At 31.8% G+C, this 16,124-nt stretch carries 12 protein-coding genes and 3 other annotated features; of the genes, 1 reads left to right on the top strand and 11 read right to left on the bottom strand.

The features are described from left to right. Window positions 1-486: 486 nt before the first annotated feature. From leuB to DMR38_RS04260, 4 genes are read right to left on the bottom strand one after another with little or no spacing between them, the layout of a single operon-like run. Window positions 487-1,551 (bottom strand): 3-isopropylmalate dehydrogenase, encoded by a 1,065-nt coding sequence (gene leuB / locus DMR38_RS04275; protein WP_127720154.1) that lies wholly within the window; start codon window positions 1,549-1,551, stop codon window positions 487-489. Then, window positions 1,548-2,042: a 3-isopropylmalate dehydratase small subunit gene (gene leuD / locus DMR38_RS04270; RefSeq protein WP_127720153.1), complete on the bottom strand. Its 495-nt coding sequence runs from the start codon at window positions 2,040-2,042 to the stop codon at window positions 1,548-1,550. Before leuD ends, leuB begins: the two co-directional genes overlap by 4 nt. Next, window positions 2,042-3,307 carry a 3-isopropylmalate dehydratase large subunit gene (gene leuC, locus DMR38_RS04265; protein ID WP_127720152.1) on the bottom strand — a complete coding sequence of 422 codons (1,266 nt, stop codon included), beginning with the start codon at window positions 3,305-3,307 and terminating at the stop codon, window positions 2,042-2,044. The genes leuD and leuC overlap by 1 nt, the downstream gene beginning before the upstream one ends. Before the next feature lie 28 nt (window positions 3,308-3,335). Further along, the gene (locus DMR38_RS04260) at window positions 3,336-4,871 is read right to left on the bottom strand and encodes a 2-isopropylmalate synthase (RefSeq protein WP_127720151.1); all 1,536 of its coding nucleotides are present in this window, start codon (window positions 4,869-4,871) and stop codon (window positions 3,336-3,338) included. 98 nt (window positions 4,872-4,969) lie between these two features. Then, window positions 4,970-5,168: a binding site (T-box leader), on the bottom strand. Between the two features lie 50 nt (window positions 5,169-5,218). Next, window positions 5,219-5,412 (bottom strand) — a binding site (T-box leader). Between the two features lie 259 nt (window positions 5,413-5,671). Between DMR38_RS04260 and DMR38_RS04255 the strand changes: the two genes are divergently transcribed. After that, entirely contained in the window at window positions 5,672-7,786 is a 2,115-nt protein-coding gene (locus DMR38_RS04255) for a methyl-accepting chemotaxis protein (RefSeq protein WP_127720150.1), read from the top strand. 41 nt (window positions 7,787-7,827) lie between these two features. Here DMR38_RS04255 and cutA read toward each other — a convergent pair whose 3' ends face one another. From cutA to DMR38_RS04220, 7 genes are all read right to left on the bottom strand, one after another. Next, window positions 7,828-8,163: a divalent cation tolerance protein CutA gene (cutA, locus tag DMR38_RS04250; RefSeq protein ID WP_127720149.1), complete on the bottom strand. Its 336-nt coding sequence runs from the start codon at window positions 8,161-8,163 to the stop codon at window positions 7,828-7,830. A 129-nt stretch (window positions 8,164-8,292) separates the two neighbouring features. Continuing rightward, entirely contained in the window at window positions 8,293-9,159 is an 867-nt protein-coding gene (locus DMR38_RS04245) for an NAD(P)-dependent oxidoreductase (protein ID WP_127720148.1), read from the bottom strand. Window positions 9,160-9,258: 99 nt separating this feature from the next. Next, window positions 9,259-10,128, bottom strand: a complete 870-nt coding sequence (locus DMR38_RS04240; protein WP_127720147.1) for a DUF1002 domain-containing protein — start codon at window positions 10,126-10,128, stop codon at window positions 9,259-9,261. Window positions 10,129-10,541: 413 nt separating this feature from the next. After that, window positions 10,542-11,066 carry an FmdE family protein gene (locus tag DMR38_RS04235; RefSeq protein ID WP_127720146.1) on the bottom strand — a complete coding sequence of 175 codons (525 nt, stop codon included), beginning with the start codon at window positions 11,064-11,066 and terminating at the stop codon, window positions 10,542-10,544. A 131-nt stretch (window positions 11,067-11,197) separates the two neighbouring features. Beyond that, window positions 11,198-12,625: a transglutaminase domain-containing protein gene (locus DMR38_RS04230; RefSeq protein WP_127720145.1), complete on the bottom strand. Its 1,428-nt coding sequence runs from the start codon at window positions 12,623-12,625 to the stop codon at window positions 11,198-11,200. Window positions 12,626-12,784: 159 nt separating this feature from the next. Further along, complete coding sequence (locus DMR38_RS04225; protein ID WP_127720144.1) at window positions 12,785-13,969, bottom strand: cation:proton antiporter; 1,185 nt, start codon at window positions 13,967-13,969, stop codon at window positions 12,785-12,787. Between the two features lie 47 nt (window positions 13,970-14,016). Then, window positions 14,017-14,075 (bottom strand) — a sequence feature (sodium ion sensor (DUF1646 type); this cis-regulatory element may regulate processes involved in with the transportation of sodium ions). A gap of 202 nt (window positions 14,076-14,277) precedes the next feature. Continuing rightward, the gene (locus tag DMR38_RS04220) at window positions 14,278-16,119 is read right to left on the bottom strand and encodes an ABC transporter ATP-binding protein (RefSeq protein WP_127720143.1); all 1,842 of its coding nucleotides are present in this window, start codon (window positions 16,117-16,119) and stop codon (window positions 14,278-14,280) included. Between the last annotated feature and the right edge of the window lie 5 nt (window positions 16,120-16,124).

Raw genomic sequence — 16,124 nt, 5'->3', positions numbered from 1 at the left:
TAATATCTTCTCAAGCTATAAATCTTCTAGCAAACCTCATATACTTTGGAAAAATACTTCTCATAAAGGGATAACCATAGTAAAGTCTACTTCAATTTTAAATAATTGTCATACTGTTAATGACATTTATTCTTCTCAGAATACAATAACATTGGGAAAAATTAAATCACACATAGCATATTTAATATACATTTATTTTAATAACTGGAACATAATTTATAAATTCTATAGTAATTCTAATAAAATTTTAACTTATACATAAAATATACTAACAAAATAGAAATCACACTTAAAAACTTTTTTTATAAGTCTTAGTGAGGTATTTTAGAAAATCTTAGAAGCTTATATATGTCTGAGGTACGAGTTTATATAAGCTTCTTTAGATTTTCAAAATACCGAACTTTAGACTTATAAAAAGTTTTTAGTGTGATGATTTTTGTTAGTATATGGCTGGTATAAGTAAACTTTCTACTTAGAAACTCTACATTATAAATTCTTAACTATTAAGTCTCCCATTTCTTTTGTACTAACTAATTTTGAACCTTCTTTTGCTATATCAACTGTTCTATAACCTTCTTTAAGTACCTTTGATATGGCATTTTTTATATCCTCATAGGCCTGTTCCATATCAAAACTATATTTAAGCATCATGGCAACACTCATAATTGTTCCAATTGGATTTGCCTTATTCTGCCCTGCAATATCTGGTGCAGAGCCATGTACAGGTTCATATAATCCAAAGGAATCTCCCCTTACACTTGCGGAAGGCAGCATTCCAAGAGAACCCGTAAGCATTGAAGCTTCATCACTTAAAATATCTCCAAACATATTTTCAGTCAAAATTACATCAAATTGTTTAGGATCTCTTATAAGCTGCATAGAAGCATTATCCACATACATATAGTTTATTTCTACATCCTCATATTCCTTTGCTATGTTTCCCACTACTTCTCTCCACAACTTGGAACTTTCAAGTACATTGGCCTTGTCTACTAAAGTAAGTCTGTTATTTCTCTTTCTTGCAATTTCAAAAGCTTTTCTAGTAATTCTATCTATTTCAAAGCTGGTATAGCTTATAGTGTCCCATGCCTTTTTTCCACCTTCAATATCTATTCTGTTTTTCTCTCCAAAATACGCTCCACCTATTAATTCTCTAACTATCATAATATCTAGACCGCCGCCAAGCACTTCAGGTTTCAAATTTGAAGCTGATATAAGCTCTGGAAATAGTATGGCAGGTCTCAAATTTGCAAATACCCCAAGGGCCTTTCTTATACCCAAAAGACCAGCTTCTGGTCTAAGTTTACTAGGTAAACTATCCCACTTTGGTCCACCTACTGCGCCTAAAAGTACAGCGTCACTTTTTTTGCAAACTTCAATAGTCTTATCAGGAAGAGGAACTCCTGTGACATCCACTGCTGCACCACCTAAAAGTACTTCCTCACATTCAAAATCAAATTTATATTTTACAGAGGCTGCCTTTAACACTTTCTTTGCCTGTGCAATTATTTCTTCTCCAATTCCGTCTCCTGGTATTATAGCTATCTTCACTTGTTTTCCACCTCTTCTTTTATATAGTTTATAAGTCCCTCTGATTTTATGATCTTCTGCATAAATTCAGGAAAAGGAACAGCTTTATAAGTTTTGTTTTTAGTTATATTCTTGATTACTCCAGAAACTGTATCTACAGATACTTCATCTTTTTCATCTATGTCCTTTGCAGCTTCTTCACATTCCATTATAGGAAGTCCTATATTTATGGAATTTCTAAAGAATATTCTAGCAAAAGTTTCAGCAATAATACAACTTATTCCAGAAGCTTTAATAGCTATAGGTGCATGTTCTCTAGAAGAACCACATCCAAAATTTTTACCAGCTATCATTATATCCCCTTTATTTATTTTCTTTGAAAAATTTTTATCTATATCCTCCATACAGTGAGAAGCAAGTTCCTTATGGTCACTGGTATTTAGATATCTAGCTGGAATTATAACATCCGTATCTACATTATCTCCATACTTAATTGCCTTTCCTTTTATCATTATTTTACTACCTCCTCTGGTGATGAAATTTTACCTGTTACTGCTGAAGCTGCTGCTACTTCTGGACTTGCCAGGTATACTTCACTCTTTACATGTCCCATTCTACCTACAAAATTTCTATTAGTAGTTGATACTGCCCTTTCTCCTTCTGCCAGTATTCCCATATGTCCACCAAGACAAGGCCCACAGGTAGGAGTACTTACCACTGCCCCTGCTTCTATAAATATTTCAATAAGTCCTTCTTTCATTGCCTGAAGATATATAGCTTGAGTAGCAGGGAAAATAATAGCTCTTACATTTTCATTAACTTTTCTTCCTTTTAAAATGCTAGCTGCTGCCCTTAAATCTCCTATTCTACCATTAGTACAGGAACCTATGACAACCTGATCTATTTTTATGTCCCCTACCTCATCAATGGTCTTTGTATTTTCAGGTATATGTGGAAATGCCACTGTAGGACGAATTTTTGATAAATCTATTTCTATAACCTGGCTATACTCAGCATCACTATCTGCTTCATATACAGTATAATTTTTCTTTGAATGTTCTTTTACATAACTTATAGTATTTTCATCTACAGGGAAAATTCCGTTTTTAGCCCCTGCTTCAATAGCCATATTGCATATAGTAAAACGATCATCCATAGTAAGTGAACTTACTCCTTCACCCGTAAATTCCATGGATTTATAAAGTGCTCCATCCACTCCTATCATGCCAATAATATGAAGTATTACGTCTTTTCCACTTACCCATTTAGTAAGCTTTCCTTTAAGAACAAATTTTATAGCTTCTGGCACCTTAAACCAAGCTTCTCCTGTAGCCATACCTGCTGCCATATCTGTACTACCAATTCCTGTAGAAAATGCACCTAAAGCTCCATAGGTACAAGTATGAGAATCTGCACCTATTACTACATCTCCACAAACTGCAAGACCCTTTTCTGGAATTAAAGCATGCTCAATTCCCATTCTTCCAACTTCAAAATAGTTTTTGATTTCCATCTTCTTTACAAATTCTCTAACATATTTACACTGTTCTGCAGATTTTATATCCTTATTTGGTGTAAAATGGTCAGGGACAATAGCTATTTTATTTTTGTCAAAAACATTGTTAAGACCAATTTTATTAAATTCATTTATAGCTACCGGCGTTGTTATATCATTTCCAAGTACTAAATCCAATTTAACTTTTATTAATTGTCCTGCCTTTACTTCATCCATTTTAGCATGGTGAGCTAGTATTTTTTGCGTCATGGTCATGCCCATGTTTATCAACTCCTATCAAAATTTTATTTTAACATTCTGCAGCTTTCTTTAAAGAATTTTCATAATGAATCTTGTTCATAGCATTTATAAAAGCTTTGCCACTCGCCTCTACTATGTCTGTACTTACTCCTTTTGCTGAAAAAACTTTACCTTCCTTTTCAACCTTTACAGTAGCTTCTCCTAATGCATCCTTGCCATATCCTACAGATTTTATAAAATAGTCATTTAAAGTAACATCAATTCCTATAGCTTTTTCAATGGCTTTAAAAGTAGCATCTACAGGTCCATCTCCACAGGAGGCTTCCTTTATACTTTTGCCATTGCACTCTATTTCTACAGTTGAAGTAGACATTACAGCGTTTCCTGTAGAAACCTGATAATATTTCAAGTTAAATACTTCTGGTACCTGGAAAATTTCATTTTTTACAAGACTTTCTATGTCTTCATCTGAAACATGCTTCTTTTTATCAGCCAAATCTTTGAATTCTTTGAATATTTCATCTATTTTTTCTTTACTTAAATTTTTATATCCCAATTCTTCAATACGTTCTATAAACGCATGTCTTCCCGAATGCTTTCCAAGTACTATAAGGCTTTTCTTAAGTCCTACAGATTCAGGCGTCATAATTTCATAGGTTTCCCTACAATTTAAAACACCATGTTGGTGTATACCTGATTCATGAGCAAAAGCATTTGCACCTACTACAGCTTTGTTATTTTGAACTTGCATTCCAGTTATATGACTTACAAGCTTACTGGTTCTTGTTATTTCTTCTGTTACAATACCTGTTTCACAATTAAAACAATCAGATCTAGTTTTAATTGCCATTACTATTTCCTCAAGTGCTGCATTTCCTGCTCTCTCCCCTAAGCCGTTTACTGCACATTCAACCTGCTGTGCTCCATTTTCAATAGCTGCCAGGGAGTTTGCCACGGCAAGACCTAAATCATTATGACAGTGAACACTTATTATTGCCTTTTTTATATTTGGTACATTATCTTTAATTCCTTTTATTAATGCTCCATATTCACTTGGAGTAGTATATCCTACTGTATCTGGTATATTCACCACATCTGCCCCTGCATCTATAACAGCTTCCACCACTTTATATAAAAACTCAGGTCTAGTCCTTGTAGCATCTTCTGGAGAAAATTCTATGCTGGGACACAAACTCCTAGCATAAGTTACCATTTCAACTGCCTCTTTTAAAACCTCATCAGGTTCCATTTTAAGTTTGTATTTCATATGCAAATCCGACGTTGCAATGAAAACATGTATTCTAGGCTTTTTAGAGTATTTAATAGCTTCCCATGCTCTAGATATATCATTCTTTACAGCTCTTGCAAGTCCTACTATAACAGGTCCTTCTATATTTTGTGCAATAGTCTTAACTGCTTCAAAGTCTCCTTCTGAAGCTATTGGAAATCCAGCTTCTATTACATCTACAGATAACTTTTGAAGTTGTTTTGCAATAGTGAGTTTATCATTTATGTTTAAACTGACATTTGGTGTCTGCTCTCCATCCCTAAGTGTAGTATCAAATATATTTATCTTACTCATAATTAAATCCTCCTAAATTTATTTTTATATAACACAAGTTTTTTATTGGCCAGTAAAAAAACTACTATCTGAATATTTAGGGGTATAAAAAAACAGGCCTCTCTTGGGGCGAGAAGTCTGTTCGCGGTACCACCCAAATTATTACTCAATTCAATAACGGCATTTTGCCGATACAGCTTACTGTAATTTCAGCCTATAACTCAAGGATGAGTTCAATGTACAACATCTATGGGTTTTCACCTTTTGCCCACTCTCTTTAAAATATAAATTACATCTACTATTTCCTATCATAGTTCTCTTATTTTCAATTTTTTATATACCGCAAATTTATAATATAAAAAACAGGCTTCTCTTGGAGCGAGAAGTCTGTCGCGGTACCATCCAAATTTTTACTTAATTTAATAACGGCTTTCGCCGGCTCAGCTTACTGTAATTCAGCCTACAACTCCAGGGCGAGTTCAAAATATACTATATGTGGATTTACACCCTACACCACTCTCTTAAAATACAATACAAATTTACTAATCCCTATCTAAGTTTTTATCTAAAAATTATTATGTTGTAAGTATAGTACAATTCATTTTTGTTGTCAACTGTTAATTTCACTTTTATGTTCATCCCACTTTTTTTAATGTATACATATAGATAATATATAAATTATCTACAAAATTTTACACAAAATTTAATATTTACACTAATTTTTTCACTTATACATAACGAATAAATAGATGTAAAAGAAAAATGCAGAAGTATAGGATAATTATGCTATTAATTGTCCTATAAAATTTGAAAGGAGTCGCAGCATGTTTAAAAAATTAAATCTAGCAACTAAATTAAGTATTATACTTGGCATAGTAGTGCTTTTAGGAATTGCTATTATTGAAGGAGTTACACTAAAAAAAGTTCAACAAAGTTCTTACAACCAAGCCAGTGAACAGGCAAAGCAGGTGTCAAATGCTTTTGCAAAAGATATACAGGGAGACTTTAAAGTATCACAGGCCACTGTGGAAGGAATAAGGAATACTGTTCTATATTGTAAAAAATCAGGGACTTTAAGCAGAGAACAAGTAATTGAACTTTTAAAAACTACACTAGAAAAAAATAGCGATATACTAGGATTATACACAGCCTGGGAACCTAATACATTTGACGGGAAAGATAGTTCCTATATAAATAAGGATGGTCATGATGCTACTGGTAGATTTGTTCCCTATCTCGTACGAGAAAATGGAAGCATAAAACTAGAACCTTGCACAGGTTATAATGATGAAAGTAGTGGAAGTTATTATTTTCTTCCAAAGGAAACGAAAAAAACTTGTTTAATAGAACCATATACATATAAAATAAATGGCAAAGACACTTTAATCACTTCGCTAACAATGCCTATACTTGATGATAGTGGAAATTTTTTAGGAGTGGTAGGAGCAGATATTAAACTCCAAAATCTACAGCAAACTGTCAACAAAGCAAAACCTATGGGTGGTTATGCATCAATAATTACAAATACAGGTAAAATTGTTGCAAATGGTAAAAATCAAGAATTAGTGAATAAAAATATAGTTGATTTGGATAAAAGTGAAAAAGATATTTTGGATAAAATTTCTAATGGTGAAAGTTTCCATACTCACAAAAAAGCCATAGCAACAGGAACTTTATCACTAAAAGCATACTCTCCAATAACTTTAAATGGAGTAGCTAACAAATGGACCTTTGCCTCAATGATTTCAGATAAACAAATGTATGTTGAATACACCCAACTTTTCAGAATAATAATGCTTATGACTATAATTATTACCTTAGCAGTAATTGCATTAATGTTTATTCTTATTAAAAGAAATATTTATCCTGTAACTGTGGCATGTAACCATCTAAAAGTGCTTTCAAATGCCGATTTTACTGAAAAAATGCCAGAAGAATTTTTGCATAAGGAAGATGAAATAGGTATACTTGCAAAATCCATTGATAAAATGCAAAGCTCCATTGGTGAACTTGTTCTAGGTGTTAAAGACGAGTCCTCTAATGTAGAGGGTGCAGTTATAGACACTGTAAAACATATGGAAGAATTAAATTCAAATATAGAAGATGTTGCTTCAACTACTGAAGAGCTATCGGCAACTATGGAAGAAACAGCAGCATCTACAGAAGAAATGAATGCTACATCAAATGAGATAGAGAAATCAGTGGAAGTTATAGCCCACAAGGCTAAAGAAGGTGCAGTATCCGCTAAAGAAATTGATAATACTGCTAAAAAATTAAAGTCAAACTTTTTAGAATCAGAAAAAAAGAGACTTGAAATTTATGAAGAAACAAGTGAAAAACTTAAAAATGCCTTAGAACAATCAAAATCTGTTGATGAAATTACTGTTCTTTCAAACACTATAATGGAAATAACCGAACAAACTAGCCTTCTAGCTCTTAATGCAGCAATAGAAGCAGCAAGAGCTGGAGAAGCCGGTAAAGGTTTTTCAGTAGTTGCAGATGAAATAGCAAAACTTGCAGATGATTCTTCTAATGCAGTTTCAAAAATTAAACAAATAACAGAAAAGGTAATAGCTTCAGTAAATAATCTTGCACAAAGTGCAAATGGTATGATGGATTATATGACAAATAATGTTAAATTAGATTATCAAACTATGCTTGATGCAGCAGATAAATACAGTTTAGATGCAAATTCCATTAAAAACATGGTTTCAGAATTTGATGATGCATCAAACCAAATTCTTGATTCAATTAAAAATTTATCGGAAATAATAAATGGTGTAACAACTGCTGCAAATGAAGGTGCAAATGGAACTACTACTATTGCTGAAAAAACTAACACAATAGTTGAAAAATCAGAGAAAGCTAAGAATCTTTCAGAATATGCTAAAGAAAGAAATGAAAAACTTAAAGGTTTGGTTTCAAAGTTAAAAATATAATAAATATTAAAAAGCATGAAGTTACTAGAACTTCATGCTTTTTAATATTTTACAAAATTCGAAAGAGGTATTACGTTTATAACCGGTTCTTCATAAGGATGAACCTTTTTTATAGTGTTTATAGCTTTTTCTACTATGTCACTCTTACAGCAAAACTCTACTTTACATTCCTCTTCTTCACTTACTTCACCCTTTTCTCCTTTAAATGGATTTGCTCCTGAAAGGGGTCTCCAGTACCCTGTAACTTTAGAAACTGACATACAGTTATCATAATTTCCACCTATAGTTAATGCCCCTATATCATTCAAACTCTCTCGAAGCTTTGTTACATATTCCTCAGGTATAAAAGTTTCCATCTTATAATTTTTATATTTCAAAATTATTCCTCCAATTATATTTAGGCATTTTCAAAAAAATAGCTGACCAGTATGCTATCCTATTTTTTCAAATGCCTTAAGTTGAAAATGGAGAGCAACAGAAAATCATCCATAACTCTCAATTTCTAGCTACATTTTATCAATTAACTGATACAAAACCTGTGTTCCATAGTCACCTTTATCGTCTTTTAAAAGTTTATCATATAAAGACTTTGAAAGCTCAAGTGCAGGTGTTTTTAAGTTCATATCCTTAGCCTCACCTAAAGCTATATTCATATCCTTTATAAAATGCTTTACATAAAATCCAGGTTCAAAATCTCCCTTTATCATTCTAGGAGCCAAGTTACTAAGAGACCAACTGCCTGCAGCTCCTCCTGCTATACTTTTGAGTACCGTTTCAGCATCAAGTCCAGACTTTTTAGCATATACCATGGCCTCACATACCCCCATCATATTTCCAGCTATTGCTATTTGGTTACACATTTTCGTATGCTGACCAGAACCTGATCCTCCTTGCCATATTATATTTTCTCCCATAAGTCTAAATATAGGAAGCACTTTTTCAAATACTTCTTTATCTCCTCCTACCATAATACAAAGAGTCCCATTCTTTGCTCCTATATCTCCTCCAGATACAGGAGCATCCAAAGAATATACCCCTCTTTTTTTAGCTTCTTCATATATTTTTTTTGCAAGAGATGGCTTAGATGTAGTCATATCTACAACAATACCACCCTTTTTTATATTATTTATTATTCCATCATCACCTAAATAAATTTCCTCTACATCTTTAGGATATCCTACCATAGAAATAACAATATCTGCTTCTTTTGCAATATCTGAAGGAGTGTTTTTCCATTTTGCTCCCTTTTCAATTAAGTTTTCAGCTCTTGATTTTGTCCTATTGTAAACTATCAGACTATATTCACTTTTTAGTATATTTAAAACCATGCTATTTCCCATTACACCTGTTCCAATGAATCCTATTTTTTTCATATAGTATCAACCTCCAATTATATTTAAGTTTAAAGTTGAAAGTGGATAGTTGAAAGTAAATAATAACTTTCAACTATCCACTCTCAATTCTAAACTATATTAAAATAGATTAGAAAAAAAGTTTTTAACTGCATTAATAATTTTAGTAAAAAATCCCTGAGTCTGCTCACTAGATAAAGTACCCTTTAACTGGTCTGCAACACCGCTTAACTGACTTTTTATATCTCCAAAATTCAAGTTTAAACCATTTATTTTATTCATAACATTGGTTATTTTATCAATATCTCCAGTACTCAAATTTAAGTTATAGTTATTAGTTACATTTTCAACTATCTTTCTTACACCAGCTTCAGTTGAAGGCTTATCTTTAACTACTTGTGTTTTTATATCATTCATTACACCAGCAGCTTTATCTTTTCCTATCTTGTCTCCTAATTCACCTGTAGTAACCAATTCATCATTGGCAGCTTTCTTTTTATTTTCATCAATTTTGCCGCCGTTTGCACTATTTTCAAAACCCTTTAAAATTCCAGTAAGAGCTGCTGTTCCAGATACATTAAAAGGAGCTGATGCCTTAACATTTGCATTTTTTATTCCTGCAGTAATCAGTGCATTTTTTATCATGCTGCTGCTTACCCAATATATGTTATTTGTAGATACATTTACTCCACCACTTGACGTTGGTTCTACATAAGAACAGGATATAGACTTTGTACCTATTTTATCACTGCTTGCAACATCTCCTAAATATTTTTTCTCTTCATCTATATTGACATCTATTACATTAGCATCCTGTCTGGTAACTCCAAAATACTTAAGCATTTCTTGTTTTTGGCTATCTGTTAGATCTCCCCCTAAGGTTACAACTTTATAGGCATCTGCATAAACTTTATTTCCTGAAATAGGTAAAACTACAATTATGGCCATAAGGACTACCAATAATTTACTAAAAATTGTTTTAAATTTCATGTGTTTAAACTCCTTTTTTTTAGTTTTATAAATACTCAACTTTCGCACATATAAAACTTTGACGTAATATAAAAACTTTGCGAAGCAATTAATTCACAATGCACGATGCACAGTTCACAATTAAGGATGATTTTCTTCCATTAAAACTTCAGAAAATCTAAAATATAACACCATTGAAGCAAAGCTTCAATAAGCTTCAAATTTAAAATTTTTCGCAGCACAGCGGAGAAAAATCTACCGAAATTGTGCATCGTGAACTGTGAATTGTGAATTCATTTAGGTCGTAATCTTTTTAAACTGCGAAAGTTGAGATAAATATTAATACATATTATAAATATACTATACTATATTTATGAATAAAAGAAGTATAAAATTATAAACAAATATAAAATTTTAATATATTATTAAGATATTTATTCTTTCCTTGAATATTCTTTAAAGCAATCTAAACATACCTTTTTTCCATTCATTATTCTAATTCTATGTTCAGCTGTATCTTCTCCACAATTTTCACATACTACATTATTAAATAACCTAGCCTTTTCCGGCACAGAAAACCCTGGTTGTTTATAATAAAATAATTTTTCACAAGGACAGTTTAGCAAATAATCAATATCTTTTTGTCTATCCCCACTTCTCGGCCAATTTTTTAATACCACTCTCAGGGCATCACCATTTTTTCTATTAAAAAAACTAAATGCCATTTTACCGCGGTCTCTATAAATCAAGTTTCCTTTTCCCATAGTACACCCTGTTATCACCTGAACTGCATCTACTCCACAGGCATCGTTTTCAGTTATGCACACTATCTCCTCATCTTTTGAAAAAGAAATTCCCATTTTTTCTTTAGCTACCTCACTGGCTTTATAGCCTATTGCAAGTCCAGGACATAAATGTCCATGAAACTCAACACATTTTTCCCATAGTTCTTTATTCATTTTGTTCCCTCCTGACTAAATCGTTTATATAAATTATACGTCATTTATATAAACATTTACAGTAATATAATTCATTTCAATTATATGTAACAATTAAATAAGGGAATCAGAGACCCCCTTATTTTCTTTAATTAGGATTTTACTATTGTGAAAATTTCTGAACCAGATATTTCATCTGAATAGTAGGTTAAATTATAGTCTCCATAAATATTATACTTAATAACTATTTGCTTCAAGGTTTTTGGCACATTGTAATTTGTAGAATTGTAATTTAATATTTTAATACTAAAAGATTGCCTCTGACTAATTACATAATTTTTTAATGCATTGTAAAAGTCATTATAATTATCTACAACCTTTATATCATTGCCATATTTGTCTTTCTCCGCTACACCTAGTTTAGAAAAACTATAGTCAGTACTATTACATTCAGGGTAATCTGATTTATCCCACTCATGATTTTTAGCAATCTGAGAATCAGTTATATTAAAATAAGAATGTGAAAGAAGCTTGGAGCCATCATTTGTAACAGGATCATCCCAGGTAGAGTCCATCTGATAATACTGCCCCTGTATTTTTACTATATTCCAAGCATGGCTTATCCATCCATCTCCATCATTTCCCTGTCCTATTACCATTTTACATTCTATACCAACAGCTGCAAGAAGCCTGTCCATTGCATCTGCATAACCCTGACAAACTGCTGTTTTATTAACTAAAACTCCATAAGCAGTATAGGAATCATCAGGCATATCTGCTGAACCTGCTCTTTGATCATATTCTGTGTTGTTTACCACATAATCATGAAGCGCCAGTTCTTTTTCATAGTCTTGCATTTGGGGTGTTGTTACACTGTTTACTATTTCATCGACTTTTTGCTGTATTGCATTTTCCTTAGCTATTAAATTTTGCTTAGTATCATCATACTTAAAATTTATAGTCATTTTAGTAGAACTGGAACTCTCAACATTACTTCCTGCACTTGAGTACCAATCTCTTAAATTTGGATTGTCGTGTAAAATCTTATCTATGACACCTAAATTATAAGTGCTTCTATCATAGTTTGTTATATTTAAAACTAAAGTATCTTTATAATTAGAAAGTGCATCCTTTACAGCATTATAATACTGAGTATAATTTTCTATGGAAATTTCACCATTGGAACTATTTTGCCCACCTACTGTAAAATTATATTTTACTCCTTCATTTAACTGCTTGCCATCAGTAGATTTTAAGTTATTATCTATCACCAAAACGTATTTTTCACCAGAAGTGTATGGATTTTCAGGTGATACCTGTACAGCATCTGATTTTGAACTCACTACATTAACTGCTACTGATTGATTATTGTCTTGCTCATACACTTTAATAGAGTTTTTTGCTGAATTTATATCAATATTCTTATTAAAACTTATTGTCCATGTCTTGTTATTGGCTACATTAGAGGTGGCACCGCTATTCCAAATTTTATAATTTTCTGCAGCATAGCAATTTTTTCCTACAAATAGCAATCCACATACCACAGCTGTTACAATAAACTTACCTATTTTCTTAAACACAATACCATCTCCCAACAACAATTATTTTTTAATTTCATACATTAGATAGTACGTTTCTTTAGCTAAATTATAATTGTATTTTACTATAGTGTCCAGATGTTTTATCAATTCACAATTTTGATAAATTTAAAACTTATTGAAAGTTTTGCTTCAATAGTGCTATATTTCAGACAAAGAACTCTTTTTATGGGAAAAGGCCATTTTTAAAAGTACAGGAGTTATAATTGTAGTAAGTATTACAACCATTAAAGTTGGAAGAAATATTTCATCCGATATAATATTTTTTTGTAATCCTATATTTGCAGTAATTATAGCAACTTCTCCTCTAGAGATCATACCTACTCCAATTTGTAAAGACTCACTTTTACTCATTTTAAGAACTCTAGCTGCACCACCACATCCAATTATTTTTCCGACAACTGCAATGACAAACATAACTAAAGTAATAATAAGTACTTCTAGATTGAGACCTTTTAAATTTGCTTCAATGCCCACACTCGCAAAAAATATAAGTGATAAAAATCCAGAAGAAATTGCTTTGATATTTCTTTCTAAATACTTTTTATGCTCAATAGAGGAAAGTACAAGTCCACATATATATGCTCCTGTAATAGCCGCTATTCCAAGATACTCTGCAACACATGCTATTAAAAGTGCAAAGGCTAGTGAAAAAGTAAGCATCTCTTTACCTGGCTTTACATACCTAGTAAATTTATTTATATACTTAGGTAAATACACTATACCCAATATAGAAAATCCACAGAATAAAATTATTTTTACAAACAAAAAAACAAGTGACATCATTCCGACAGCTGAGGCTCCAGAACCTGAGTTTTGGGCTACAGCAAGTACTATAGATATTAGTATAAGCCCTAATACATCATCTATTACAGCAGCTCCCAAAATATTTATACCAGCTCTTGTATTTAACTTACCAAGTTCCTTAAGAGTTTCCACAGTAATACTTACACTAGTGGCCGTTAAAATAACTCCAACAAATACATTTTCTAGGAAATTATTAAAAAATATATATGCACTTAAAGTTCCCAAAACAAAAGGCAAAATAATACCGCATATGGCAATTATAAAAGAAGACAAGCCTGCTTTCTTAAATTCTTCAACATTAGTCTCAAGGCCTGCAAGAAACATGAGCATAATTACTCCTAAATTTGAGAGAAGTTTTATATTATCATCATACTGAACAATATTTAAAACAACAGGTCCAAGTATTACACCTGCAATAAGTGCGCCCAAAACTTCCGGCATTTTCAATTTTTTACTAATAATTCCGCCTATCTTTGTACATATAAGAATTAATACGATATCTAATAAAGTTTTTTCCATTATATCCTCCTTATTTGGGTTTAAAAAAGTGGAAAGCCCCCCTAAAGGACTTTCCACCCCAAAAGTCATATTATCATCTTGAAAACAAATAAATATTTGTCCAACCGAAATATAAATTATTTTTAATTTTAATACGGACATAATATCACAATTATGTCAATTATTCAACATATAAATTGTTTAGAATTTCTCCAAAATTAAAATTCACGTCAAAGCTATCTCAATAATTGCAACATTTCCTAACACTTTAGCAATTCCAACTACAGAAAATCCATGACAAACTCTATCACAGTTGTCCACACTATTTTTTATAGTGGCTCTTTTCTGTAAAATTGGTTATGATACATATTGTAGTATATACTCTTCTTTTTAATTAAATCTCTATGACTTCCTTTTTCTACTATTTCTCCCTTATCTATTACCATTATAATATCTGAATTTTTAATAGTGCCTAATCTATGAGCAATAATAAAACTAGTTCTCCCTTTCATAAGTTTATTCATGGCATCCTCTATTTTAAGTTCTGTTAGTGTATCTACATTACTTGTAGCTTCGTCTAAAACAAGTATTGCTGGATTTGAAAGTATTGCCCTTGATATAGCTATAAGCTGCCTTTCACCTTGACTTAAATTATTTCCTCCCTCATGAATTAGAGTATTGTATTTTTGTGGAAGTTTTTCAATAAATGTCTTTGCATTGGCAAACCTAACTGCCTGCTTAATTTCAGTAAAATCTGCATCCAATTTACCATACCTGATATTTTCAAGTATCGTTCCCGAAAAAAGATACGTATCCTGAAGAACCATACCAAAACATTTTCTAAGACTATCTCTCTTATAATTTTTTATATTCTCTCCATCTATTAAAATTTTACCATCTGATACATCATAAAATCTGGTGAGCAAATTTATAATAGTTGTTTTACCAGCTCCTGTAGCTCCAACAAGAGCAACTTTTGTCCCAGGACTTATATCAAAATTTATATTTTTTAATACTTTAACATCTTTTCTATAGCAAAAACTTACGTTTTCAAAGCTAACCCGCCCTTTTACATGCTCAAATTCTTTTGCATGAGAAATATCTTCTAACTCCTCTTTTTCATCCAGCACTTCAAATACTCTTTCTGCACCTGCTGCTGCCGATTGGAGTGTATTAAATATACTAGCTATATCATTTAACGGTCTTGCAAATTGCCTTGAATAACTTAAAAAACTAGCTATAATTCCCACTGTTATAATATTCTTTAAAGCTAAAACTCCCCCTACACCTGCTACAGCTGCAAAACCTATATTGTTTATTACATTCATAATTGGCATTAAAAATCCTGACCAAATTTGAGCTTTTAATCCTACTTCACATAAGGAAGAATTTATTTTATTAAAATCCTCTACAGACTTTTCACCATGATTAAAAGCTTTTACTACTTGAAAACCCGATATTGTTTCTTCTATATGTCCATTAAGTTTTCCAAGTTCTATCTGCTGATTCTTAAACAGCGGATTTGTTTTTTTTGCTATACTTTTAGTTAATAAAAAAACCATAGGCACTGTAATTAAAGTCACCAGAGTAAGAAATGGACTTAATATAAGCATCATTACAAAAGATCCTAAAACTGTTATTACCCCTGACATAAGCTGAACAGTAGACTGTGATATAGTACTACTTACATTTTCTACATCATTTGTAAGTCTGCTCATAATTTCTCCGTGAGTATTCATATCAAAAAAAGATAGCGGAAGCTTTTGAAGTTTGCCGAATAAATTTTTTCTAAGACCCATTATTATCCGCTGGGCTACCCCTGACATAATCCATCCCTGAAAAAAAGTTAAAATAGCATCAACTACATAAGTTAATAAAAGCAATATAATTATTACCCAAAGCATATGAAAGTTTACTTTTCCATAGGATTCTGACATGGCATCAATAGCTTTTCCTATAAGATAAGGTCCTATAAGTCCTACTAGAGAATCTATTATTACAGATATGAGTATTATAACTAACAATTTTCTTTCACTTCCAAAATATTTCCACAGTCTTAGAAGCGTTTTTCTTAAATTTTTTGGTTTTTCTACAGGTCCAAGTCTTCTTCCCCTTCCCTTCTTTCTAGATCCTAAAGGCACTTCTATGTTATTTCTATCATACTTTCCCATATCCT

The sequence above is a fragment of the Clostridium sp. AWRP genome, assembly GCF_004006395.2.
Classification (GTDB): Bacteria; Bacillota; Clostridia; order Clostridiales; family Clostridiaceae; genus Clostridium_B.
Note: the sequence above shows the minus strand (reverse complement) of the source record. Positions and strands in the feature narration are given on the sequence as shown.

What these genes read in the sequence shown, in the direction of transcription:
- DMR38_RS04235 (WP_127720146.1), bottom strand. Translation starts at nt 11,066, where the DNA reads ATGAATAAAGAACTATGGGAAAAATGTGTTGAGTTTCATGGACATTTA.
- leuC (WP_127720152.1), bottom strand. Translation starts at nt 3,307, where the DNA reads ATGGGCATGACCATGACGCAAAAAATACTAGCTCACCATGCTAAAATG.
- DMR38_RS04240 (WP_127720147.1), bottom strand. Translation starts at nt 10,128, where the DNA reads ATGAAATTTAAAACAATTTTTAGTAAATTATTGGTAGTCCTTATGGCC.
- leuD (WP_127720153.1), bottom strand. Translation starts at nt 2,042, where the DNA reads ATGATAAAAGGAAAGGCAATTAAGTATGGAGATAATGTAGATACGGAT.
- DMR38_RS04245 (WP_127720148.1), bottom strand. Translation starts at nt 9,159, where the DNA reads ATGAAAAAAATAGGATTCATTGGAACAGGTGTAATGGGAAATAGCATG.
- DMR38_RS04255 (WP_127720150.1), top strand. Translation starts at nt 5,672, where the DNA reads ATGTTTAAAAAATTAAATCTAGCAACTAAATTAAGTATTATACTTGGC.
- DMR38_RS04225 (WP_127720144.1), bottom strand. Translation starts at nt 13,969, where the DNA reads ATGGAAAAAACTTTATTAGATATCGTATTAATTCTTATATGTACAAAG.
- DMR38_RS04220 (WP_127720143.1), bottom strand. Translation starts at nt 16,119, where the DNA reads ATGGGAAAGTATGATAGAAATAACATAGAAGTGCCTTTAGGATCTAGA.